The organism is Megalodesulfovibrio paquesii, from assembly GCF_054653055.1.
This window is the reverse complement of sequence record NZ_BAAIGQ010000006.1, coordinates 80,113-102,155: the sequence shown is the minus strand read 5'-3', so window position 1 is coordinate 102,155 and position 22,043 is coordinate 80,113. Positions and strand designations below refer to the sequence as shown.

Below are 22,043 nucleotides of genomic sequence, written 5' to 3'. Positions count from 1 at the left end.
AGAACGGCAACCCGCCGGGCAGGATAAGGTTAGGTAAATTTCATTCCCAGCAGCAGGGAATCCCTGTACAGAAACACCCCATGAACACGGCTTCCCTCCCGCAGCGCTCTTGTGCAGAGGCACCGCAGGTCCGCCGTCGCCTGATCGTCGGCGGTCAGGTGCAGGGCGTGGGCTTTCGCCCGTATCTGTACCGGCTGGCCCGGGCGCATGGGCTGGTCGGTTGCACCCTGAACGCGCCCGAAGGCGTGGTGGTGGAAGTCCAGGGACCACCGGATGCCGTGCGGGCCTTCTGCCGGGCGCTCGTCCCCCAGGCCCCGCCCCTGGCCCGGATCACAGCCTGCTGCGGGGAGGATATCGACCCGCTGCCCGGCGAGGACACCTTCCTCATCCGCAAAAGCACGGCCGGCAAGGGGCATGCGGTGCTGGTCAGCCCGGACGTGGCCACCTGCGACGACTGCCTGGCCGAGCTCTTCGACCCTGCCGACCGCCGCCACCTGCACCCCTTCATCAACTGCACCAACTGCGGGCCGCGCTACACCATCACCCGCGACATCCCTTACGATCGGCCGGCTACCACCATGGCCTGCTTCCCCTTCTGCCCCACCTGCCGCCGCGAATACGATGACCCCGCGGACCGCCGCTTTCACGCCCAGCCCGTGGCCTGCTCCGACTGCGGCCCCACGGTCTGGCTGCAGGAAACTTCGGATGCCCCTCGACTGGCCGAAGGGGATGCGGCCATCCGCACTGCCGCCGAAGCCCTGGCCGCGGGCAGGATCGTGGCCATGAAGGGCCTGGGCGGCTTCCACCTGGCCTGCGATGCCCGCAATGAAACGGTGGTGGCCCTCCTGCGCACCCGCAAGCATCGGCCACACAAACCCCTGGCCGTGATGGTCGCGGATCTGGCCGCAGCCCGGCAGCTGGTGACCGTGTCCGACGCCGAGGCCGCCCTGCTGACGGCCCTTGAACGGCCCATCGTGCTCTGCCGCCTGCGACCAGACGCGCGAATCGCCCCGTCCCTCGCCCCGGGGCTGGACACCCTGGGGCTCATGCTGCCCTGCGCGCCGCTGCAATATGTTCTGTTCCATCATCTTGAAAAAATGACCGATTCTACCCCGGCCCTGGTCATGACCTCCGGCAACCCCGGCGGCGAGCCCATCTGCCTGGGGAACCGGGAAGCCCTGGAGCGGCTCTCGGACATGGCCGACCTGTTTTTGCTCCACGACCGGGATATCCTCGTCCGCGTGGACGATTCCGTCGTGCGCGTGCCCCCGGAGGATGCCTGGCCGGTGCCGCAGGTCATGCCCGAGACATCCTGCGATCCGGACACGCCCCCGCCGCCCGAGCCGCCGCGGCGGCTGCTCTTCCTGCGCCGGGCCCGCGGCTTCACGCCCTCGCCCATCCAGCTGGATGCACACGGCCCCGCCGCGCCCTGCGTGCTGGGCGTCGGCCCGGAGCTCAAGGCCACCCTCTGCCTGACCAAGGGCGATCAGGCCTTTGTCTCCCAGCACCTGGGCGACCTGGAGAATCTGGAAACCTTCCATTTTTTCGAGGAGATGGCCGCGCACCTGCAGCGGCTGCTGCGCGTCTCCCCTGTGGCCATCGTCCATGACCTGCACCCGGACTTCCTGACCTCCCGCTGGGCTCGCGACACCGGCGCACGCCTTGCGCTGCCTGTGCTGGCCCTGCAACACCACGCGGCCCACGCCTTCAGCGTCCTGGCCGAGCACGCCTTCCACGGCCGGGCGTTGGTACTGGCCCTGGACGGTACCGGCCTTGGCGCAGCCGGGACCGGCCTTGGCGCAGCCGGGACCGGCCTGGGCGAAGCCGGGACCGGCCTGGGCGAAGCCGGGACCGGCCTGGGCGAAGCCGGCGCGGTCTGGGGCGGCGAAGCCATCCTGGCCGACACCACCAACGGCGACTGGACCCGTCTGGCCCACCTGCGGCCCGTGCGCCTGCCCGGCGGCGAGGCCGCGGCCCGCGAGCCCTGGCGCATGGCCATGAGCTACGCCTGGGAACTCGGCCTGCAGCGCCCCGACGACCTGCCCGTGCCCCTGCCGCCAGACCTCCAGCCCGCCGCAGCCTTCCTGCCCCAGCTCCTGCGCACCGGCCTGAACTCCCCTTCCAGCTCCAGCTGCGGCCGGCTCTTCGATGCCCTGGCCGGGCTCCTGGGCCTCTGCCATCGCGCCACTTACGAGGGCCAGGCCGCCGTACTCCTGGAACAATGCCAGGACCACGCCGCCGCCGGGGCCTACCCCTGCCCCGTCCTCGACGGCATCACACCCTGGCAGCTCGACACCCACGCCCTCTTCGCCGCGGCCCTGGAGGATCTGCGCCGCCACACACACGTCAGTATCATCGCCCGGCGCTTCCACCGTGGCCTGATTGCCGGACTGGCCGACCTTGCGGCCCGTCTGTCCGCCCTGCACGGTGTGACCCACGTGGGCCTCTCCGGCGGCTGCCTGTTGAACCTGACCCTGCACCGCGAATTGCCCGCCGCCCTGGCCACCGCCCTGGCCGGCCGGGGGCTCACCCCCCTGCTGCACCGTCAGCTCCCCCCCGGCGACGCCTGCATCGCCCTGGGGCAGGCGGCGTGGGGCAGAAGGCAGGTGGGAAGAATGGCCTGAAAAAAACCAAGGGGATAATCCCCCCTGGACCCCCTGATAATATTCGAGCGGCTGGTCCCTTCGTCTGCGAAGGGACCAGCCGCTCAAACTAATTGGAGGGGGCCCGGGGGAACTCAGTTCCCCCGCTTCCTTCCTGCCGTTCTCTTCTCTTACTCGCCCAGATACGCCTTTCGGATATCCGCGTTGTGCAGCAGGGCCTGGGCGTCGTCTTCCAGCACCACGCGGCCGGTTTCCAGCACGTAGCCGCGGTGGGCCATTTGCAGGGCGATGTTGGCGTTTTGCTCCACCAGCAGGATGGCCATGCCGCGCTCGGCGTTCACGGTGCGGATGATCTGGAAGATGTGCTTGGCGAAGAGGGGTGAGAGGCCCAGGGAGGGTTCGTCCAGCAGCAACAGGGTCGGCCGGCCCATGAGCGCCCGGGCGATGGCCAGCATCTGCTGCTCCCCGCCGGAGAGGGTGCCGCCGTGCTGATGGGCGCGCTCCTTGAGCTTGGGGAAGAGCTCGAAGACCATTTCCTGATCGGCACGGATCTGGTCGGTATCACTGCGCAGGTAGGCCCCCATGTCCAGATTTTCCAGGACGGTGAGGCGCGGGAAAATCCGCCGGCCCTCGGGCACCTGAATCAGCCCCCGTTTGGGCAGCCTGTGCGGGGGCACGCCGCGGATGGCCTGGCCATCGTAGACAATGGTTCCGGCCGTGGCCTTGACCACGCCGCAAATGGTCATCAACGTGGTGGATTTGCCGGCCCCGTTGGCTCCGATGATGGTCACGATCTCGCCGGGAAAAATCTTCAGGGAAACGCCCTTCAGGGCCTGGATACGGCCGTAGCTGGCATCCACCCCGGAGAGTTCCAGCAGGGGCGCGCGCGCGGCGGGGCTGGCAGACGCAGGACTTGCTGACACGGGGCTGGTCATCATCACGCCTCATCCTCCCCGCGTTTGCCCATGCGCGAGGCCGGGATGAGCCCCTGCGGCCGGACGAGCATCATCACCGCCATGGCCCCCCCAAAAACAAGCATTCGGTATTGTTCAAACTCGCGGAACACTTCCGGCAGGGCCACCAGGGCCAGGGCCCCGAGGACGATGCCGGGGATGGAGCCCAGCCCGCCCAGCACCACCATGGCCAGTACCAGGGCGGATTCGATGAAGGAGAAGCTGTTCGGGGCCACGGACTTCATCCGCGCGGCAAAGAAGGCCCCGGCCAGCCCGCCAAAGAGCGCGCCCATGGCATAGGCCAGGAGTTTGAAGCGGAAGGTGTCCACCCCCATGAGCTCGGCCGCGGTTTCGTCTTCGCGGATGGCTTCCCAGGCCCGGCCGATGCGCGAGAAATTCAGGCGTTTCACGGCCAGAATCGTCACCGTGGCCAGGACCAGGACCACATAGTACATGGCGTCCAGCTTGCGCAACAGGATGTGCTCAAAGGACAGGCCACCGTCAAAGACCGGGAGATAAAAGCCGGGCGGGGGGATGCTGATGATGCCGTTGGGACCGTTGGTCAGGCTCATCCAGTTGTTGATGACAATGCGGATGATCTCGCCAAACCCCAGGGTGACGATGGCCAGATAGTCCCCGCGCATGCGCAGGGTGGGGTAGCCGATGCAGGCCCCGGCCAGGGCGGCCAGCACGGCGGCGATGGGCAGGCAGATCCAGAACGAGACGCCAAACTGCGTGGCCAGGATGGCATACGTGTACGCGCCCACGCCGTAGAAGGCGATGTAGCCCAAATCCAGCAGGCCGCACAGGCCCACAACCACATTCAGCCCCAGGCCCAGGCAGACGTACACCAGCACGTTCACGGCCACGTCCACGCCATAGCGGCCCACGAACTGCGGGTACACGGCCAGACCGGCGGCCAGAAGGGCGATCCAGACCGCGGTGGGCACCCGGGACAGGCCGGCAAGCAGCGAGGCACGCGCCACGCCGGCGGTCTGGCGCACCCCGGCAGCCGCCTTGAGCCGGGCCAGGGCCACCAGCCCCACAATGCCCACCCCGGCGGCGGCAACAGGGCCGAGCACCTTCAGGGTGCTCTCGAACCGCAAGCCTTCGGGGGTGATGCCCAGCAGGGGGAAGAGCAGCAGCGCGAACCAGCCCAGGCCCACGGCCAGGCCCAGCCAGAGCCGCAGGTGCGGCGAGCGGGTGTTGCCAGACTGATCAGACCCGGGCGTCATTAACGTTCTCTCCCATGATGCCCGTGGGGCGGAAATAGAGCACGGCGATAAGGATGATGAAGGCGAAGACGTCCTTGTATTCCCCGCCGTGGGGGATGTAGGCCGCGGCCAGAATCTCCACCATGCCGATAAGGAAACCGCCGAGCATGGCGCCGTACAGGTTGCCGATGCCACCGAGCACGGCGGCGGAAAAGGCCTTGATGCCGGGGACAAAGCCCATGTCGTACCGCACGGAGCCATAGTACAGACCCACAAGAATGCCCGCCGCCGCAGCCAGGGCCGCGCCAATGGCGAAGGTGACGCTGATGATACGGTCGGCGTCAATGCCCGAAAGCGCGCTCATGGTCTTGTCCATGGAGGTGGCGCGCATGGCCTTGCCGAGCTTGGTCTTGAAGACGACGAAATTCAGGGTCAGCAGCAGGGCCACGGTCAGGCCGAGGATCAGCACCTGCATCAGGCTGACAGTCACCGGCCCCAGACTGATGGAACCATGGGTGAACTCTGTGGGGTAGGCCTTGTCGTACACGCCCTGGGTAAGCATGAGACCGTTCTGCAGAAAAATGCTCATGCCCAGGGCCGAGAGCAGCACGGAGAGGCGGGTGGAGCTGCGCAGGGGCTTGTAGGCCACCTTTTCCACGGCCATGGCCAGCATGGCGCAATAGCCCATGGAAAGGAAGAGGGCCACGCCCAGGCAGAGCCAGGGATGCGTCTCCATGTAGCCCTGGGAGGCCAGGAAGGAGAGCAGAATCACGCCCATGTACCCGCCGGCGGCAAAGAACTCGCCGTGGGCAAAGTTAATGAGCTGGATGATGCCGTAGACCATGGTATAGCCCAACGCCACCAGGGCGTAGACGCCGCCGAGGGTCAGGCCGTTGATGAATTGCTGGAGAAAGTAGTCCATGGATCCTGGCTGTTGCAAGGGTGGGCGGAGGTCGAAGGGGATGCCGCGGCCGGGCGGCATCCCCTTCGCGATGCAGCAGGCCTAGTAGTTCTTGCCGGTGGAGGGATCCCAGTAGTTGATGAACTGGCCGCCCTTGACCTGACGGATGACGTAGTTGGAGCCGGAGTCACCATTTTCGGTGAACTTGATCTTCTTGGTGGCGCCCTGGAAGTCGAGCTTCAGGATTTCGGCGCGCAGCTTGGCGGGGTCGGTGCCGCCGGCGGCCTTGATGGCCTTGAAGAGGGTGGTGGCAGAGTCATAGGCATAGCCGGAGTAGGCGCCGGGGGTGCCGAACTCTTCGTAGGCCGCCAGGAATTTCTTGTAGGACTCGGATTTGTCATCAATGAACCCGAAGGTCAGATACATGCCTTCGGCAGCGTCCTTGGCGATTTCCATGAGCTGCGGATGGTACACGGCGTCCTGGCCGATGATGGCCGCTTCGATGCCGGCGCGCTTGGCCTGGATGAGCATGAGGGCCCCGGAGGCGCTGTTCTGCAGGCTCATGTAAAAGACGTCTGGCTTGGCGGCCTTGATCTTGGTCAGCACGGCGCTGAAGTCCTTGTCGCCTTCATTCACGTGGTCGCGGGAGACCTTGAGGCCGGCGGCTTCGGCCAACTTGGCCACGTTGTCGGCCAGGCCCTGGGAGTAGGTGGTCTTGTCGTCCACGATAAACACGGTCTTGGCCTTCAGGTTGTCCTGAATGAACTTCATGGCGGCCTTGGATTGGTCATCGTCACGACCGCACACGCGCCACATGTGCTTGAGGCCGCGTTCGGTCACTTTTTCGCTGGTGGAGGCCGGGGTCAGCATGGGGATGTCCTCTTCGGCCAGCACCTCGGAGGCGGGGATGGTGGCAGAAGAGCAGTACGCACCAATGACACCCACCACCTTGGAGTTGATCAGCTTGTTGGCGGCGGCCACGGCCTGGCGGGGGTCGCAGGCGCTGTCTTCGGCCATCAGCTCGATCTTGTCGAAGCCGGGCAGGCCGCCATCGGCCATGACCACCTTGATGGCGGCGCGCACGCCATTGGCAATGTCATTGCCATCGGCGGCATAGGGGCCGGTCAGGGGCGAGAGGGAGCCGACCTTGAGGGTTTCGGCCCAGGCCAGCTGGGCCGTGCCCAGGCACAGGGCCATGGCCAGCACGACGAGACGGGAAATGCGCATGGAACACATCCTCCTGCAAAGAAATGTTAATGATGCCACACGCCTGATCCGGTCGCCGTGTCGTCAGACGGTCGCGCCCAGATAGGCTTCCACCACTCGTTGGTCGCGCTGGACTTCTTCAGGAAGGCCGGCGCAGATGATTTCGCCGTGGTCCAGCACCACCACGCGGTGCGAAAGGTTCATAACCACGCTCATGTCGTGCTCCACCAGCAGCACGTTCACGCCCGTGGCGGCGATACGGCGGATGGTTTCCATCAAATCCTTTGACTCTGATGGGTTAAGACCGGCCGCAGGCTCGTCAAGCAGGATGGTCCGCGGCTCGCTGCCCAGGGCCCGGGCAATTTCCAGCCGGCGCTGCAGGCCGTATGGGAGATTGCGGGCCACCTCGTCGGCGTACTGGTCCATGCCCACAAAAGCCAGGGCGGCCAAGGCCTTGTCCCGGATGCGGCGCTCTTCCCGGCGCTGGCCGGGCAGGCGCAGGATGGCCCCCAGCACCCCGGACGAGGCCCGGCAGTGCTGGGCCACCATGACGTTCTCCAGGGCCGTCATGGCCGTGAACAGGCGGATGTTCTGAAAGGTCCGCGCAATGCCCTTGGCCAGCCGCTGGTAGGGCCGCAGCCCCAGCAGGCTTTGCCCGGCGTAGCGCACGTCGCCGTCGGAAGGCTTGTAGACGCCGGTGACGACATTGAAAATGGTCGTTTTCCCCGCGCCGTTGGGGCCGATGAGCCCGAGAATCTCCCCTTCCTCCAACGAAAAAGATGCCCGGCTGAGGGCTTGCAGCCCGCCGAAGCGGACGCTCACATCGTGTAGTTGCAGGAGTGCCATGGAAGGCCGAACATACACAATCGTCACCCGAGAAGGCAAGTCGCAACAATGACAATATTGTGAAAACAGGCAAAATGTTCTGTGTTTATTTCCCAAGCCGTTGCAGGCCCAATCCCCCCAGCACCAGCCCCAACCCGAGGAAGGTGCTCTCATGGATCGTTTCCCCCAGGAAAACGTGAATCAACAGCAGGGAAACAGGTGGGGAAAGGAAGATCAACAACGAGACCTGCGCCGCACTGCTTGCCAGCCGCAGGGCCGTGACCCAGAGCGCGAAGGTCAGCCCCATTTCCAGGCAGCCGATGTAGGCCGCGCCGGCGATCCCCTGCCAACCCTCGGGACTTGGCGAGGAGAGGATGATACAGGCCAGCAGGCAGCCCGGCAGGCTCATGCAGAAGTTCGCCGCCAGGGCAGCCACGGGGTCGCGCTTGTCTGACGCCGCCAGAATCCAGTACCCGGCCCAGATCAGCGTGGAGCCCAGGGCCAGGGCCAGTCCCAACGGGTCCACGCGCCCCCAGCCGTCCCAGCCGCCCTGCATGGACAGCACCACCACGCCGGCGTAGGCCACGGCCGCGGCCAGCAGGTCCTGCCTGCGCAGCCGCTGTCCGAGAAATACCGCGGCGAGAATCGAAAGAGTGATAGCCCAGGTGTAATTCACGGGCTGGGCCACCTGGGCCGGCAAGCGCGCATACGCCTCAAACAACACCAGATAATAGAGAAGCGGGTTGATGCTTCCAAGCGCCAGCGAGCGCCAGGGGTGTCGGGCAAGCGCCTCCACGAACACGCGCCAGCGCCCCTGGACCGCCAACAGCGCCAGCAGGGAGACGGTGGAAAAAAACGCTGCGTACAAGAGCAGTTGCGGCGGGTCCAGCACTTTGAGCGTCAATTTGAAGGCCGTGGCCACCGTGGACCAGCACAGGACCGTGGCCAGCCCGAAGGCCATGGCCCGGCGTGGATTTTTCCCGTCGATTTCCTGCATGATCCATGCGGTCTATTCCCTCTGGTGCCGCCTTGGCAAGCGGCGGCGCGGGTGGTAGGGTCGCCTCCTCCCAGCCACCTCCCACCAAGGATGACATCGTGGAGCAGCCGTTCTTCGATTTCTCCAAGGCCTTCAGCGATCCGGCCCTGGCCCGCTCCCTGGTTCAGGCCATTGAACGCGAATGCGCCGAGCCCCTGACCTTCATGGAAGTCTGCGGCACGCACACCGTATCGATTTTCCGCAGCGGCATTCATTCCATCCTGCCCGAGACGGTCATTCACCTTTCCGGGCCGGGCTGCCCGGTTTGTGTGACCCACGAGCAGGAAGTGGAGTTGTTTCTGCAAATTGCCGCCCGGCCCGACGCCATTGTGGCCACGTTTGGGGATCTGATGCGCGTGCCCGGCCTGCAGGGCCGCAGCCTCAAGACCGCCCAGGCCGAGGGCGCGCGGGTGGAGGTGGTCTACGCCCCCTTTGATGCCCTGGATCTCGCCCGCGCCAATCCGGACAAGCAGGTCGTCTTCCTCGGCGTGGGGTTCGAGACCACAGCCCCGGCCATCGCCGCCACCATGCAGATGGCCAAGGCCCAGGGGCTCAGGAATTTTCTGGTTCTGTCCATGCACAAGCTCGTCCCGCCGGCCCTCAAAGCCCTGCTGGATGACAACAGCGCCCGCGTGGATGCCTTCATGCTCCCCGGCCATGTTTCCCTGGTGCTGGGCTTGGCGCCGTATCAGTTCATTGCGCGGGAGTACCACATCCCCGCCGTGGTGGCTGGCTTCGAGCCGCTGGACATCCTGGCGGCCCTGCTGACCCTGGCCCGCCAGCGCAACGCCATCCGCCAGGGCGGGGTTGCCGAAATTGTCAACGACTACCCCCGCGCAGTGAGCGAAGAGGGCAACCCCAAGGCCCGGGCGGTCATGGACGAGGTCTTTACCGTGGTGGACGCCCGCTGGCGGGGGCTGGGCGTCATCCCCCGGTCCGGCCTGGCCATTGCCGAGGCTTACGCCGACCAGGACGCCATGCGCGTCCTTGGCCTGACCATGCCCGAACCCCGCACCCTGCCCGGCTGCAAATGCGGTGATGTGCTCAAGGGCAAAATCCGTCCGGACCAGTGCCCGCTTTTCAAGAAGGCCTGCACCCCGGCCAACCCCGTGGGGCCCTGCATGGTCTCCACCGAGGGCAGCTGCGCGGCGTATTTCAAGTATCATGCGGACGTGTAAGCGCTGGGGGGAGCACCTTTCTGGAGAAAGGTGCTCCCCCCACAGGCCCCCCTTTCCAAAGACTTTTGTCAGGGGGTGTTACCAGAATGATTTGTGTAACGAAGAAGAGCAATAAAAAAGTTCAGAAAAGGGGAGCGCGAGGGGAGAACCCTTTCCCAAAGGGCTTCCTCCTCGCCCCTTCTTTCAAAAGGATTCCCTCATGACCGCTTCTTCCCGTCTGCTCCTCGATGCCGGCTCTGGCGGCCGGGCCTCGCAACGACTGGTGGCCGACCTGTTTCTGAAGCATTTTGACAATCCTGTCCTGGCCGTGATGGACGACGCCGCCCGGCTGCAGCTCTCCGGCCCGGTGGCCATGTCCACGGACGGGTTCATCGTCGATCCCATCATCTTCCCCGGAGGCAACATCGGCTCCCTGGCCGTGCACGGCACGGTGAATGACGTGGCCATGCTCGGCGCGCGCCCGCGGTACCTGACGGCCGGCTTCATCCTGGAGGAAGGGCTGGAGATGGACGTGCTGGAAACCATCGTCGCGGCCATGGGCCAGGCCGCGCGCGAGGCCGGCGTGCAAATTGTGGCCGGAGATACCAAGGTCGCCCCAAGGGCGCGTTGGACAAGATCTTCATCACCACCACGGGCATCGGCGAAATCCTGGTGGACCCCGCCCCCTCTGGCCATCGCGCCCGGCCCGGCGACGTGGTGCTGCTTTCCGGGACCATGGGCGACCATGGCCTGGCCATCCTCTCCACCCGCCAGGGGCTGGCCTTTGAGACGCCCATCGTCAGTGACTGCGCCTCCCTGAACGGCGTGATCGAATCCCTCGTCACCAGCCTGCCCGATGTGCATACCCTGCGCGACCCCACCCGCGGCGGCCTGGCTACCACGCTCAATGAAATCGCCAGCCAGTCCGGCGTGGTGGTGGAGGTGGAAGAGGCGGCCATCCCCGTGCACCCGGCCGTGGCCGCAGGCTGCAGCTTTCTGGGCCTGGATCCGCTGTATCTGGCCAATGAGGGCAAGCTGTTGTGCGTGGTGCCCGAGGCGGACGCCGAACAGGCCCTGGCCCTGCTCAAGGCCCATCCCCTGGGGGGCAATGCCGCGCGCATCGGGACCATCCAGGCCCCCACGCAGGACACTGGCGGCAAAACCCGCGCCGGGCAGGTCCTGCTGCGCACGCCCCTTGGCGGCCGTCGCCTGCTGGGCATGCTGGAAGGCGAGCAGCTGCCGCGTATTTGCTGATCCTGCACACAGCGCGGGGGAGAGGTGTTTCCGGAAACATCCCTCCCCCGCGATTGCAAGACTCATTTCACTGGTCAGACTTGCCTGATGGGCCAGACTCGCACGGCGCAGCAGGCATACAGCCTGCCCCGCGCCAGGGCAGGGTTACGACCTTTCCAGGGCGGCAAGGGCCTGATGAGCCAGAACGCCGACGGTGGTCTGCGTCATTACACCATCCAGGGCCAAGGCCACGGGTGCGGTGCTGGCGGCAAGCGCCTCCAGTGCCGGACGGGCTTCCTGCAGACCCAGGCAGCCCAGCCCCCAGGCGGCCAGGCCGGGAATTTCGGCGTCTTCCGTGTCCTGCAACGCGGCCAGCAGGGGCGCGCCGGCGCGGGCCATGAGTTCGGGCCGGGCGCAGCACAACCGGGCCACGCCCCAGACCGCACCACGGCGCAGCAGGGGCAATTCCAGCCACAGGCCGTGGTCGATGGTGTCATCAATGTAAGATATGAGGATGTTGTGGAATTCCTCGGCCAGCTTTTGGTGCTGCACGAGGCATTCGGCCATGGCCTCGGGCGCGCCCCAGGCCACGTTGCCGCTCTCCTCGTTCAGGTTCCACATCAGCCGGCGCAGGATGTCCCGCGCGGCCTCGATGCCGCCGGCAGACTTGTCCTCGCAGAGCCGGGCCACCGCCATGCCAACAGCCATGGCCGCCCGCCAGCGGATGACGCCATCCAGCAGCAGAAAAGAGAAAAGCGGCCCCAGGCAACTTTTGGCTGGCGATTCCGAACCTCCGGAGTCGCCGCGCAGCTGTGCCTGGAGCCGCTCGTGCCAGTCGTCCTGCTGGAGCAGCGCCTTGAGTTCGGCCTTCAGGCGACGGCCGGCCATGCCTAGGCCGCCGTGCGGTGCGGTTCCAGCTCCTTGAGCAGCTCGGGCCGGACATCAAAGCCGGTTTCCAGGGCCTTGTCCGCATATTCCACGGCCTTGGCCGGCTGGCCGGCTTCCAGCATGACCAGGGCCAGATTGTTCCAGGCCGGGCCAAAGAGAGGTTCCTTTTCCAGGGCCTGCCGCAGGACCTTTTCGGCGCGCTCCAGGTCGCCTTCCATCAGGTAGGCGTTGCCCAGGGTGGCCAGGGCCTGAATGAAGTTGGGGTCCAGCTTCACGGCGCGTTCCAGGGCCCGGGCGGCCTTGGAGGGCTGGCCCATCTGCATGTACACAAAGCCGATGTTCCCCTGGGGAGTGGCGAACATGGGCCGGCCTTCGGCCGCCATTTTGTTATAGTTGAGGCAGCCTTCCAGATCGCCGCTGCGCATGGCCAGCCCGCCGAGCTGGACATAGGCTTCCACCAGGGTGGGGGAATGGGTCACGGCTTCACGGAATTCGCGCTCGGCTTCCAGGTAATCCCCGCGGGAAAGCAGGGCCACGCCCAGGTTGTAGTGGGTCACGCCGCACTGGGGGTTGGCCTCCAGACGGGCTTTCTGCTCGGCGATGTAGCCTTCGAGGGTCTGCTGGGGGGCGTCAGTCGTCATAGGTTTTGCCTTCCTTGTCCAGGAGCGCCTGGTACCATTGGGAGTAATAGAACATGCCCAGGTAGCGCGGGTCGCGCCGCAACAGCCCCACGGCCATTTCCAGCGCGCCGGAGGCGTACTGCTCGCCGTAAGTTTCATGATCCTCGCGCGAACGCAGGAACATGGTCGCCAGCTCCTGGGGGGTGCGGTTGGTGATGTCCTTGCGGATATCGATGGGATCCTTGGGTGTCTGGAATGGATCCCACTTGTCAAAGCCGATTTTATCGATCCACTTGCGCCGGCGCGGGCTCATTTTGTCGTAAATGGCCCGTTTCTGCTCCAGTTCCTCTTCCGGGGAGAGGCGGACGACTTCAGCCTTGGCCATCATCTTCTCCCTTGCCCGGAGCAGGGGCCGCGCCAAAGGCGTCCGCCGCGGCCGCACCGCGCTGGCCGGCGCCCAGGGTCCAGTTGTAGGAGTCGCAGCCATCGCCGCAGCCCTGTTGCGCCTTGATGCCCAGGTACTCGTTATCATAGGTGTTCATCAACACCATGGAGACCGGGGCCAGGATTTCGGCCAGACGGGCGAACTTGGTATCCATGGCGTCCACCAACTCCTGGCTGAGCATGAGCAGGCGCTCCTGGAGGCGGTCCATATTCACGGTGGGGTAGCTGCCGCCCTTCTGAAAGCCGGATTTGCCGCAGCTGGAGGCCTGGCCGCCGATGGCCACGGGGGCGCCATAAACGCGGCAGGTGACGGGACGGAAGGCATAGAGATCGCAGCGGTCTTCCTCATTGAGGAGCGGACAGCGGATGCGCTGGCGGGCCACCTCGTTCAGGATGTCCATGGCCGAGGCGCCATCTTCGGAGGCCTTGAAAATCTTGCGCTTGAAGAGATGGTTTTCCCGGTCGGCCTTGTCCGCGCGTTCCAGAATCCTGGAGCGGGCCGCGCCCTGGAACAGGCGATTGAAGTGATGATTGAGATACATCGCCTCGATGAGCGTCAGGTCGAACAAGGCGTGGCAGCAGTCCGAGCAGCCCTCGCCGCACTGCACGGCCTCGGGCTCGCGCTGGGCCACAGCCCGGAAGGCCGCGTCCGCCTCGGCCACCAACGCCTCATACTTTGCAAAAAACGGAGTAAAATCCATCAATTGTCCCTGTTCGTTATAGTTCCTCGATGACGATGGCCCCGGACTCGCACAGCTCCACACACGATTCGCAGCCCAGGCATTCTTCCGGATGCTCGGCCACGGCGTGTTCGTCTTGCAACGAAAAAACACCCACCGGGCAGACCTCCACGCATTCGCCGCTGCCCTCGCAACGTTCCAGATCAACCAGCACGCGATAGCCCATGAATTGCAGTCCGCCCTTGTGGAATACGACTTTTAGCCAGGAATGTTGTACCTAGTCACTGGCAAAGAGCCTGTCAAGGTGACACATCTCCTCGACAATGCTGTACAAATTGAAACATGCCCCGGGAGCCCACCGGAACTGTTTGCCTTTGCCTAACTTCTGGACTAGGAATGTCCCCCAGCAGCAACGGGGCTCGTCGGCTCAATGCGCATGGTGCAGGGCCGGCATCGATACCCCCAGGAGGGAAGCCGTGCCGCAAGGCTCCGATTCCAGCATCCACCCACACGAGATGGCCCCCCGGGCCGGCACGCGATGTGCGCGCCAGGAACGCCCCGCCTCCTCGCCCCCCCTGCGCCCCGATTCCCAGGACGATGCCCGCGACTCCCAGCTGCACGAGCATCTGCGTGCTCTGGAACGCTTCCGCTGTCTGCTTGATCAGGTGCAGGACGCCATCTTCCTGCTGGATCCGGAAACCATGGCCGTCATCGACTGCAACCAGGCAGCCTGCGCCATGACCGGGCTGGACAAACACAACCTGTTGCAACGCGGGCTTTGCGAGCTCATGGCCCCGGAAGACGGCGCCCAGCTCCTGGGCATGCCCCAGAACCGCCAGACCTCCATGCTCTGCCGGGTGTCCTGCGACACCGTGCCGCCGCTGCCTGTGGACGTGCGGTTTCAGCTCCAGACCTTTGAAGGCCGCCCCTACGGCGTGGCCATCGCCCGGGACGCCTCCGAGCGCATGGCTGTGGAAACCAAGCTCAATGCCTCACTCAAAGAAAAAGAACTGCTGCTGCGCGAGGTGCATCACCGGGTCAAGAACAATCTGCAGGTCGTTTCCAGCTTCCTGTCTGTGCAATCACACTTTTTCAAAGATCCTGACGACGTAGCCCTGCTCAAGGAAAGCCAGAACCGCATCCGGACCATCGCCTCGGTGCACGAGCGGCTCTATGGTTCCGACGACCTGGCCACGGTGAACTTCTGCGAATACATGGAAGATCTGGCCACCCATCTGGCCCAGGTCTATCGCGTGCGCGGCCGGACACTGAACGTCAAGGTGACCCACTGCGCCATCGGCCTGACCATCGAAAAGGCCATTCCCTGCGGGCTGATCATCAACGAGCTGGTCACCAACGCCATGATCCACGCCTTTGCCGGTCGCGATCATGGCACGGTGCTGCTCTCCTTCCTGCCCAGCGATGTGGGCACCGCTCTGCTCACGGTCACCGACGACGGCGTGGGCCTGCCCACCAGCCTGGATATCACCCAGACCGATTCCCTGGGCTTCGTCATCGTCCGGCTGCTGACCTGCCAGCTCAAAGGCACCCTGCGGGTGACCACCCGTCCCATTGCCCCGGGCACGCGATTCGAAATCGAACTTCCTGCCGGGGTGGCCTCTGCCCTGCAATACAGTTAACCCGCCGGTTAATCCGCAAGCGTGCTCTCGTTGTCGGGCTGCCGGGGCATGGCTTCGGGGCAGTCGCGGCACGCGTGGCGCACCCGGGGGGTCCGGTCCAGCCAGTACATGACGACAAGCATGCCCACCGTGGCCACCAGCAGCATGGCCGAGCCCCACAGCCAGAACAAGAGGGGCATCATGAAGTAATAGGCCCGCAGCCCGTTGTGAAAGTGCCGGGCGGCCCGGTTCAGCTCCAGGGCGGCAAACTCCATGGCCGCGGGCAGGGTCCGGTCCTCATTGGGAATGTTCACCAGGAATCCCAAATGATTGTACAACCGGACAGACATGGAAAAGCTGAAGAAGGCTCCGAACAAATCCACAATCAGCAACAGCAGCTTGAAGCCGAAGAGGCTCTGGTCCGTGGTGTCTATGGTGGTGAGGAAGTGCCAGGTCTGGACCAGACGGCCGGACTGGCTGGCCATGGACAGCACGCCCACGGCCATGAGGATGGCTGTGGAGGCCAGAAACGTGGCGGCCATGGTGGAGTTACGCAGGGTCTGCACGGCCAGGATGTCCTTGCCGCCGCGCATGATGTTGGCCACCCAGACCTTGCGGGCCATTTCCGTGTAGGCCTGCATGGTGTAGAGCGGGTCACCCTTGAGCTTTCTGCGCAAAAAGCCGCGGTAGCCTGCGTACAGGGCCACCGCGACGACAAGGCACGCCAGATCCGGCAAGTGGGCGGCAAGGATGGGGTGCATCGGGGCCTCATGCGGCAGGCAGGTTGAGGGTGATGGTCAGCCCGTGGCCCTCCCGGCTGCGGATGCCCACGGAGCCGCCAAAATCCTCCACGGTTTTTTTGACCATGGCCAGCCCCAGGCCGGCGCCCCCCTCCTTGGTGGTGAAAAAGGGGCTGAAGGCCTTCTGGATGGCCTCATCGCTCATTCCCTGGCCCTGGTCCGACACTTCCAGCGCCACCATGCCGCTGTGTTCGGCGCTCATGCCCAGCCGCACCAGCACCTGCCCGCCGCCGGGCATGGCCTCCACGGCATTTTTGATGCAGTTGACCAGACACTGGGAAAGCCGGGAGGCCTCGCCCTTGACGCTCGGCAGGGCCGCGGCGCCGTTGCGCAGCTCAAAACGGATATCGAACCCCTGCGCGGCATAGCCCAGGTGCATGAAGGCCGCGGTATCCTTGGCAATGCGGGCGATATCCACCATGCCGGTTTCATCGGCCGAAGGCTTGGCGAAGTCCAGGATGCTCTTGAGCATGGATTCCAGGCGCTTGGACTCCTGCACGATGATTTCCAGCTTCTCGCGCTGGGGCTCATTGAGGTTCTCGGCCTGGCGCAGGCGGTTGGCAAATCCGGCGATGGCAAAGAGCGGATTACGGATTTCGTGGGCCAGATACATGCTCATCTCGCCGACCACAGCCAGCTTTTCCTGCTGCTGCTGGGCGCGCTCACGCCGGGTGCGCTCGGTGATATCCCGCCGGATCAGCAGAATGTTCGCCAGGTTGCCCTGGGGGCTCAGGATCGGGTAGCTGTAGAGCCGGTAGTAGCGCAGCTCGCCGCCTTCGGATTCTGTTCCCCGCTCGCTGCTATCGGTCACGCGGGTCATCAGCGCTTCGGCCGGCTCCCCTGTGCGCAGGGTCACGTGGAAGGGGCAGGCCTCATTGTGGGATTCGCAAAACAGCTGTCCCGGCTCCACATGCTCCACCAGCCAGCAGGGTTTGCCAATGAGCTCCTCGCGCGGCACTCCCGAGTGCGCGGCGGCGTGGCGATTCAGGTCCACCACCCGGGCCTCACGGTCCAGGAGCATGATGTCCTCGCGCATCTCGTCCATAATGGTCTGCATCAGGGCCTGCTGCCGGTCCAGGCGCTGGCGGCAGTGGCGGGAGGTCTGCAGCATGTTGTGCAGGCCGCAAAAGAAGATGGCCGCAGGCTGGTCCACCAGGGACACCGTGGCCGGCAGGCATTCGCGCAGGGCTTTGGTTTTGAGGGGATTGCAGGTCAGCTCGATGACCAGGGTGATGTCCGGCCGGGCGGCGTACAGCGCAGCCCAGCTGTCAAACACGGGGATGCCGTGCTGCTCCAGATACTGCCGCTTGGCCGCGGAATCCCCGATCTCCGCCGCGCCGGCCAGCACCATTTCCGGCACGAAATCGTGGTATTCCGTGTTGTGGACGAGTTCCATGATGGACATGAAGCCCGGCCCGGCTCCCACCAGGCCCACCACAATCCGGGACTCGTCCGACTCCAGCAGACACTGGCCGTCTGACGTTGGCAGGGAGCCGGTGTCCATGCAGGCCTCCACTGAGGCTGCAGCGTCGCCACCCCCCCCGCCCATTGGGTCATATACCGACTGAATGTCGTGTTCCGCCATCCGCGGCTCCCGGCATGGCTGCGCATTGCCTGTTGCGTGTGAGTTGGCCTGCTCTACTCTCGTTCCACTCTAGCCGTGGCAGCGGGTTCGTGCAACCGGCCTGAGCCAGGGATGTGTTTTTCCATGACGCCCAATGCGGTTGGTGCTATATGCAAGAGCATGAAGCGTGTTGCATTCCATCTCCTGCTCGCTGGCATGGCGGGGCTCTTGTGTCTGGCCGCCCGGCCCGGTCTGGCGCAGCAGGCGGCTGAGACCCGGCCCATGGTCCTTTGTTCCACCACCCAGGTTGCCGATTTTGCTCGTGAAATAGCCGGGGACGACCTGGAGATCCGCTGTATTCTGGCCCCCGGCGCGGACCCCCACACCTACTCCCCCACCCCGGCCGATGCGGCCCTGGCTGCCCGGGCCGCCCTGTGCCTCCAGAACGGCCTGCACCTGGAAGGGGCCAACTGGATGGCCACCCTGGCCAGGGATGCCGGCAAGCCCGTGGTCACCTGTGCCGCGCAGGTGGCCCCCCTGCAGCTGGAATACGGGGGCCAGGCCATGCCCGACCCTCACGCCTGGTTCTCCCCGGCCAATGCCGCGGCGTACGTGCGGGCCATCCGCGAGGCCTTCATCCAGCTGGACCCGCCCCGCGCCCGGACCTATGCCGCCCGGGCCGACCTCTATCTGGCCCAGTTGAGCGTGCTGGATGGCTGGATCCGCCAGCAGGTCGGCCGCATCCCGCCAGCGCGGCGCGTGCTCGTCACCAGTCACGATGCCTTCAATTACTTCTGCCGCGAATATCGCTTCAATCCCCAAAACCACTACCTTTCCCTGGCACCTATAGGCTGGTCCACGGGCGGGGAGGTCGGCGGTGGCATGACACCTTCGCGCCGGGCCGAGGTGGTCACGTCCCTGAAGGCCTCGGGCGCACGGGCCGTGTTCGTGGAAACCAGCGTCAACCCGAAGCTCTTGCGGGAAATCGCCAGCGAAGCCGGGGTGGTCATCGGCGGTTCGCTCTATTCAGACTCCATGGGCGTGGCCGGTTCGGCTGGCGAGCGGTACCTGGGCATGATGCGCGAGAATGTCCTGACCATCATCAACGCCCTCACGGAGCAATAGCGTGCGCGTATTGCTGGCCATGGCGCTGTGTGTTGCCATTCTTGGCGGTGTGGGTCTGTACATGCGCAGGACAGCCCCGCCCAGCCCCGCGACTCTGGCCCCGGGCGCTCCCGCTGCGGTATCGGGGCAGGTTCCTTCCACCTTCACCGCCATGCAGGGGGTGACGCTGGTTCTGCACGCCACTGCGCCCCTGGCGCCCAGCCCCTTTGCCGCCCAGGCGGACACGCCGGCCCTGGAAGTGTTGCTCCATGGCGAACGGGTGGCCTCGCTGCCAGCGCTGCCGGCATTCGAGATCCATTCCTTGCCGCTCCTGGTGCCAGCAGGAGCATCAGAGGCACCGGGTGAACTGGGTGAACTGGGCGAGCCGGGCGAGCCGGGCGAACTCGTCATCCGGGCCGCCATGGCCCCGGCCGATCCGCACCAGCCCCACGCCCTGCGGGCGGAACTCCAGTTCAACGGCTCCCCCCTGGGCGAGGCCACGGCCTGGAGCCTGCCGGACCGGCCCGGACTGCCCCTGACCCTGGTGCTGCCCTTCGACCTGCGCCACCTGCAGCGGATTCCCCATGTCCAATAATACCTACGCCATAGAGGTGGAACACCTCACCGTGAGTTACGGCCCCTCGCCGGCGCTGCTGGACGTCACCGTGCGCATTGAGCCTGGCCTCCTGGCCGGAGTCATCGGCCCCAACGGCGGCGGCAAATCCACCTTCATCAAGGCGGTGCTTGGCTTCGTCAAACCGGACCTCGGGCAGGTGCGCATCCTGGGCCAGCCCGTGGAAAAGACCAAGGGGCTGGTGGCGTACGTGCCCCAGCGAGGCGCCGTGGACTGGGACTTTCCCGTCACCGTGGCCCAGGTGGCCATGATGGGCCGCTACGGGCACGTCCCCTGGTGGAAGGACCCCGGCAAGGAAGACCAGGCCATTGTGGAGGAAGCCCTGGCCATGGTCCGCATGGAAAATTTCCGCCACCGCCAGATTGGCCAGCTTTCCGGGGGGCAGCAGCAGCGCGTGTTCATGGCCCGGGCCCTGGCCCAGGGCGCGGAGGTGCTCCTGCTGGACGAGCCCTTTGCCGGCGTGGACGCCGCCACCGAACGGGCCATCCTGGACGTGCTCTCACGCGCCAAGGCCGCCGGCAAGACGCTGGTGGTGGTCCATCACGATCTGGCCACCGCGGCCGAGTATTTCGACCGGCTGATCCTCATCAAGCAACGCTGCTTCGGCTACGGCCCGCCCGAAGCCGTGCTCCAGGAAGAGCTGCTTTCCGAGGTTTACGAAGGCAAACTCCGGCTCTTCGGCCTGCCATAAACAACAAAGGCTGGACCCGCCGTATGATGGACACGCTCCTGCACCATCTCATCGCCCCCTGGCACGAGGGCTACTTCGTCAAGGCCATGCTCGGCGGCTGCCTCATCGCCATGGTCAGCGGCGTGGTGGGATGTCTGGTGGTTCTGCGGCGGATGGCCTTCCTGGGTGACGCCCTCTCCCACGCCATGATCGCCGGCGTGGCCGGGGGCTACCTGTTCATGAAGCTGTTCTTCGGTGTGGAGGCCTATGCCCCGGCCATGCTCATCGGCTCGCTCCTCGCCGCGGTGCTCACGGTGATGTGCATCGGCTTCGTCTCCCGCGTGGCCCGGGTCAAGGAAGACACGGCCATCGGCGTCATGTACACCGGCGTCTTTGCCGGCGGTGTGGTGCTGGTGTCCGTCTTCAAACACGCCATCCACATCGACCTCATGCACTTCATCATGGGCGACGTGCTGGCCATCGCCAATGCCGACCTCTGGGCCGCCGCCGTGGCGGCCAGTGTGGTCATTGCGGCCATCATCCTGTTTTTCCGAGCCTTTCAGATCACCAGCTTCGATCCGGTCATGGCCGCGGCCATCGGCTTTCCCGTGGTGCTCATCGACTATGCCCTCACGGTCTGCGTCAGTCTGGTGGTGGTCAGCGCCGTGTCCATGGTCGGGGTCATTCTGGTGGTTGGCTTGCTGATCACCCCGGCGGCCACGGCCTATCTGCTCTCGGACCGGCTGGAACGGATGATGGTTCTGGCGGCCATCTTCGGCGTCTCCAGCGTGGTGCTGGGGCTGTATCTGTCCGTCTGGCTGGACACGGCCGGGGGCGGGGCGGTAATGCTCGTCTGCACCCTGCAGTTCATGCTGGTGCTCATCTTCGCACCCAAATACGGCATCCTGGCCAGACGGCTGCGGCTGGCGCGGATGGTCCCGCAGCAGCTGGCCGAAGACATCCTCATCGAAGTCCTGCGCAGCGAGGAAGCCCCGCTTTCCCAGGAACAGCTCCTCGCCACCATTGCCGCGCATCCGCGGGATTCGCATGTGCGCAAACTCCCCCCGCGCACCGCCATGCGGCGCATGGCCTCGCAGGGCTTGCTGCACTTGACCGACAGCACGGTCCGCCTGACCGATGCCGGGCGCACCGAGGCCACCCGCATCCGCCGCGCACACCGGCTCTGGGAAAGCTGGCTCAATCATCTGGGTGAACCCGCTGCATCCCTGCATGAAAAAGCCCAGAGCCTGGAACACCTGCATGCGCCGGAAACCCTGGAATATCTGGATGATATGCTTCTGCATCCAGATATCGACCCCCACGGCGAACCCATCCCCCGCGACCCGGCCCTCACGCAGCCCGACGCCCTGGTCCCCCTGAGCAAGCTGCGCCAGGGCGATTGCGGCGTGGTCCGCTGCGCGGGCAAGGCCTGCCCCGCGGGATTGGCCCCTGGCACCTGCCTGGAAATGCTGCCCCGCCTGGATGCGGGCCGCACCTGGCAGGTCCGGCTGCACGATGGCAGCGTCCGCCAGCTTGACCATACCCAGGCCGACGCGGTGATTCTGGAACGGGTGACCCTGGCAGAATGCGGCTGCGCCGCCTCACCCTAGCACGCGTGAGGGCGTGGCATGAAACCTGTTCCCCCTGTTTCGAAAAGAGTTCGCTCCTGGATCGCACGGCATCGCATCCTGTTCGCCGTGCTCATTTTGCTGGGGTATGTTGGATATAAGCCAATAGCTATTACTGGAGGCTTGCTGCGCATTGGGTTCTGGAATTTTTTTGGGGTGTTGCCACCGGACCGAGAGAGTATTGTCCGACGACGAGCAGATCGCCCGCGTGGTGACTGAAATTCTGCGCGACTATCCAAAAACAAAATAAGCATTTGATGCACT

Annotated in this window: 20 protein-coding genes and 1 pseudogene; 8 read left to right on the top strand and 13 right to left on the bottom strand. The window is 65.4% G+C overall.

The annotated features are described in order from the left end of the window. Window positions 1-80: 80 nt before the first annotated feature. On the top strand, window positions 81-2,624 hold the full coding sequence (locus ACYQ00_RS13310; protein WP_460032628.1) for a carbamoyltransferase HypF: 2,544 nt from the start codon (window positions 81-83) through the stop codon (window positions 2,622-2,624). 149 nt (window positions 2,625-2,773) lie between these two features. On the opposite strand, the gene ACYQ00_RS13305 is transcribed toward ACYQ00_RS13310, so the two are convergent. From ACYQ00_RS13305 to ACYQ00_RS13280, 6 genes are all read right to left on the bottom strand, one after another. Then, window positions 2,774-3,541, bottom strand: coding sequence for an ABC transporter ATP-binding protein (locus ACYQ00_RS13305; RefSeq protein ID WP_460032627.1), 768 nt, complete (start codon window positions 3,539-3,541; stop codon window positions 2,774-2,776). Continuing rightward, window positions 3,541-4,791, bottom strand: a complete 1,251-nt coding sequence (locus tag ACYQ00_RS13300) for an ABC transporter permease subunit (RefSeq protein ID WP_460032626.1) — start codon at window positions 4,789-4,791, stop codon at window positions 3,541-3,543. Before ACYQ00_RS13300 ends, ACYQ00_RS13305 begins: the two co-directional genes overlap by 1 nt. Then, window positions 4,775-5,692, bottom strand: coding sequence for a branched-chain amino acid ABC transporter permease (locus ACYQ00_RS13295; RefSeq protein ID WP_460032625.1), 918 nt, complete (start codon window positions 5,690-5,692; stop codon window positions 4,775-4,777). The genes ACYQ00_RS13300 and ACYQ00_RS13295 overlap by 17 nt, the downstream gene beginning before the upstream one ends. Before the next feature lie 81 nt (window positions 5,693-5,773). Further along, window positions 5,774-6,898: a branched-chain amino acid ABC transporter substrate-binding protein gene (locus ACYQ00_RS13290; RefSeq protein ID WP_460032624.1), complete on the bottom strand. Its 1,125-nt coding sequence runs from the start codon at window positions 6,896-6,898 to the stop codon at window positions 5,774-5,776. Window positions 6,899-6,961: 63 nt separating this feature from the next. Further along, window positions 6,962-7,723, bottom strand: a complete 762-nt coding sequence (locus tag ACYQ00_RS13285; protein WP_460032623.1) for an ABC transporter ATP-binding protein — start codon at window positions 7,721-7,723, stop codon at window positions 6,962-6,964. Between the two features lie 85 nt (window positions 7,724-7,808). Next, entirely contained in the window at window positions 7,809-8,699 is an 891-nt protein-coding gene (locus ACYQ00_RS13280; protein WP_460032622.1) for a DMT family transporter, read from the bottom strand. A 98-nt stretch (window positions 8,700-8,797) separates the two neighbouring features. On the opposite strand from ACYQ00_RS13280, the gene hypD reads away from it, so the two are divergent. Further along, window positions 8,798-9,916 (top strand): hydrogenase formation protein HypD, encoded by a 1,119-nt coding sequence (gene hypD / locus ACYQ00_RS13275; protein WP_460032621.1) that lies wholly within the window; start codon window positions 8,798-8,800, stop codon window positions 9,914-9,916. A 199-nt stretch (window positions 9,917-10,115) separates the two neighbouring features. Then, a pseudogene (hypE, locus tag ACYQ00_RS13270) lies at window positions 10,116-11,149 on the top strand (hydrogenase expression/formation protein HypE). 144 nt (window positions 11,150-11,293) lie between these two features. Here hypE and ACYQ00_RS13265 read toward each other — a convergent pair. From ACYQ00_RS13265 to ACYQ00_RS13245, 5 genes are read right to left on the bottom strand one after another with little or no spacing between them, the layout of a single operon-like run. After that, window positions 11,294-12,016 carry a DVU0298 family protein gene (locus ACYQ00_RS13265; RefSeq protein ID WP_460032620.1) on the bottom strand — a complete coding sequence of 241 codons (723 nt, stop codon included), beginning with the start codon at window positions 12,014-12,016 and terminating at the stop codon, window positions 11,294-11,296. Window positions 12,017-12,018: 2 nt separating this feature from the next. After that, on the bottom strand, window positions 12,019-12,657 hold the full coding sequence (locus ACYQ00_RS13260) for a tetratricopeptide repeat protein (RefSeq protein WP_460032619.1): 639 nt from the start codon (window positions 12,655-12,657) through the stop codon (window positions 12,019-12,021). Beyond that, complete coding sequence (locus ACYQ00_RS13255) at window positions 12,647-13,024, bottom strand: hypothetical protein (protein ID WP_460032618.1); 378 nt, start codon at window positions 13,022-13,024, stop codon at window positions 12,647-12,649. The genes ACYQ00_RS13260 and ACYQ00_RS13255 overlap by 11 nt, the downstream gene beginning before the upstream one ends. Continuing rightward, complete coding sequence (locus ACYQ00_RS13250) at window positions 13,008-13,781, bottom strand: YkgJ family cysteine cluster protein (RefSeq protein WP_460032617.1); 774 nt, start codon at window positions 13,779-13,781, stop codon at window positions 13,008-13,010. Before ACYQ00_RS13250 ends, ACYQ00_RS13255 begins: the two co-directional genes overlap by 17 nt. A 16-nt stretch (window positions 13,782-13,797) precedes the next feature. Next, a complete protein-coding gene (locus ACYQ00_RS13245) occupies window positions 13,798-13,986 on the bottom strand; it encodes a ferredoxin family protein (RefSeq protein ID WP_460032616.1) in 189 nt (62 codons plus the stop codon). A 250-nt stretch (window positions 13,987-14,236) separates the two neighbouring features. On the opposite strand from ACYQ00_RS13245, the gene ACYQ00_RS13240 reads away from it, so the two are divergent. Next, window positions 14,237-15,400, top strand: a complete 1,164-nt coding sequence (locus tag ACYQ00_RS13240) for a PAS domain-containing sensor histidine kinase (RefSeq protein WP_460032615.1) — start codon at window positions 14,237-14,239, stop codon at window positions 15,398-15,400. 8 nt (window positions 15,401-15,408) lie between these two features. Here ACYQ00_RS13240 and ACYQ00_RS13235 read toward each other — a convergent pair whose 3' ends face one another. Then, on the bottom strand, window positions 15,409-16,140 hold the full coding sequence (locus tag ACYQ00_RS13235) for a DUF599 domain-containing protein (RefSeq protein WP_460032614.1): 732 nt from the start codon (window positions 16,138-16,140) through the stop codon (window positions 15,409-15,411). Window positions 16,141-16,147: 7 nt separating this feature from the next. Continuing rightward, the gene (locus tag ACYQ00_RS13230; protein WP_460032613.1) at window positions 16,148-17,683 is read right to left on the bottom strand and encodes a two-component system sensor histidine kinase NtrB; all 1,536 of its coding nucleotides are present in this window, start codon (window positions 17,681-17,683) and stop codon (window positions 16,148-16,150) included. Between the two features lie 240 nt (window positions 17,684-17,923). On the opposite strand from ACYQ00_RS13230, the gene ACYQ00_RS13225 reads away from it, so the two are divergent. Genes ACYQ00_RS13225 through ACYQ00_RS13210 form a run of 4 tightly spaced genes read left to right on the top strand, consistent with a single transcriptional unit; the run spans window position 17,924 to window position 21,761 of the window. Further along, window positions 17,924-18,868, top strand: coding sequence for a metal ABC transporter solute-binding protein, Zn/Mn family (locus tag ACYQ00_RS13225; protein WP_460032612.1), 945 nt, complete (start codon window positions 17,924-17,926; stop codon window positions 18,866-18,868). A gap of 1 nt (window position 18,869) precedes the next feature. Next, on the top strand, window positions 18,870-19,442 hold the full coding sequence (locus ACYQ00_RS13220; RefSeq protein WP_460032611.1) for a hypothetical protein: 573 nt from the start codon (window positions 18,870-18,872) through the stop codon (window positions 19,440-19,442). Next, the gene (locus ACYQ00_RS13215) at window positions 19,432-20,172 is read left to right on the top strand and encodes a metal ABC transporter ATP-binding protein (protein ID WP_460032610.1); all 741 of its coding nucleotides are present in this window, start codon (window positions 19,432-19,434) and stop codon (window positions 20,170-20,172) included. Before ACYQ00_RS13220 ends, ACYQ00_RS13215 begins: the two co-directional genes overlap by 11 nt. A gap of 23 nt (window positions 20,173-20,195) precedes the next feature. Continuing rightward, the gene (locus ACYQ00_RS13210) at window positions 20,196-21,761 is read left to right on the top strand and encodes a metal ABC transporter permease (RefSeq protein ID WP_460032609.1); all 1,566 of its coding nucleotides are present in this window, start codon (window positions 20,196-20,198) and stop codon (window positions 21,759-21,761) included. Window positions 21,762-22,043 lie beyond the last annotated feature (282 nt).

Coding starts and splice junctions, on each gene's coding strand:
- ACYQ00_RS13310 (WP_460032628.1), top strand. CDS start 81: ATGAACACGGCTTCCCTCCCGCAGCGCTCTTGTGCAGAGGCACCGCAG.
- ACYQ00_RS13305 (WP_460032627.1), bottom strand. CDS start 3,541: ATGATGACCAGCCCCGTGTCAGCAAGTCCTGCGTCTGCCAGCCCCGCC.
- ACYQ00_RS13300 (WP_460032626.1), bottom strand. CDS start 4,791: ATGACGCCCGGGTCTGATCAGTCTGGCAACACCCGCTCGCCGCACCTG.
- ACYQ00_RS13295 (WP_460032625.1), bottom strand. CDS start 5,692: ATGGACTACTTTCTCCAGCAATTCATCAACGGCCTGACCCTCGGCGGC.
- ACYQ00_RS13290 (WP_460032624.1), bottom strand. CDS start 6,898: ATGCGCATTTCCCGTCTCGTCGTGCTGGCCATGGCCCTGTGCCTGGGC.
- ACYQ00_RS13285 (WP_460032623.1), bottom strand. CDS start 7,723: ATGGCACTCCTGCAACTACACGATGTGAGCGTCCGCTTCGGCGGGCTG.
- ACYQ00_RS13280 (WP_460032622.1), bottom strand. CDS start 8,699: ATGCAGGAAATCGACGGGAAAAATCCACGCCGGGCCATGGCCTTCGGG.
- ACYQ00_RS13265 (WP_460032620.1), bottom strand. CDS start 12,016: ATGGCCGGCCGTCGCCTGAAGGCCGAACTCAAGGCGCTGCTCCAGCAG.
- ACYQ00_RS13260 (WP_460032619.1), bottom strand. CDS start 12,657: ATGACGACTGACGCCCCCCAGCAGACCCTCGAAGGCTACATCGCCGAG.
- ACYQ00_RS13255 (WP_460032618.1), bottom strand. CDS start 13,024: ATGATGGCCAAGGCTGAAGTCGTCCGCCTCTCCCCGGAAGAGGAACTG.
- ACYQ00_RS13250 (WP_460032617.1), bottom strand. CDS start 13,781: ATGGATTTTACTCCGTTTTTTGCAAAGTATGAGGCGTTGGTGGCCGAG.
- ACYQ00_RS13245 (WP_460032616.1), bottom strand. CDS start 13,986: ATGGGCTATCGCGTGCTGGTTGATCTGGAACGTTGCGAGGGCAGCGGC.
- ACYQ00_RS13235 (WP_460032614.1), bottom strand. CDS start 16,140: ATGCACCCCATCCTTGCCGCCCACTTGCCGGATCTGGCGTGCCTTGTC.
- ACYQ00_RS13230 (WP_460032613.1), bottom strand. CDS start 17,683: ATGGACACCGGCTCCCTGCCAACGTCAGACGGCCAGTGTCTGCTGGAG.
- ACYQ00_RS13225 (WP_460032612.1), top strand. CDS start 17,924: ATGAAGCGTGTTGCATTCCATCTCCTGCTCGCTGGCATGGCGGGGCTC.
- ACYQ00_RS13215 (WP_460032610.1), top strand. CDS start 19,432: ATGTCCAATAATACCTACGCCATAGAGGTGGAACACCTCACCGTGAGT.
- ACYQ00_RS13210 (WP_460032609.1), top strand. CDS start 20,196: ATGATGGACACGCTCCTGCACCATCTCATCGCCCCCTGGCACGAGGGC.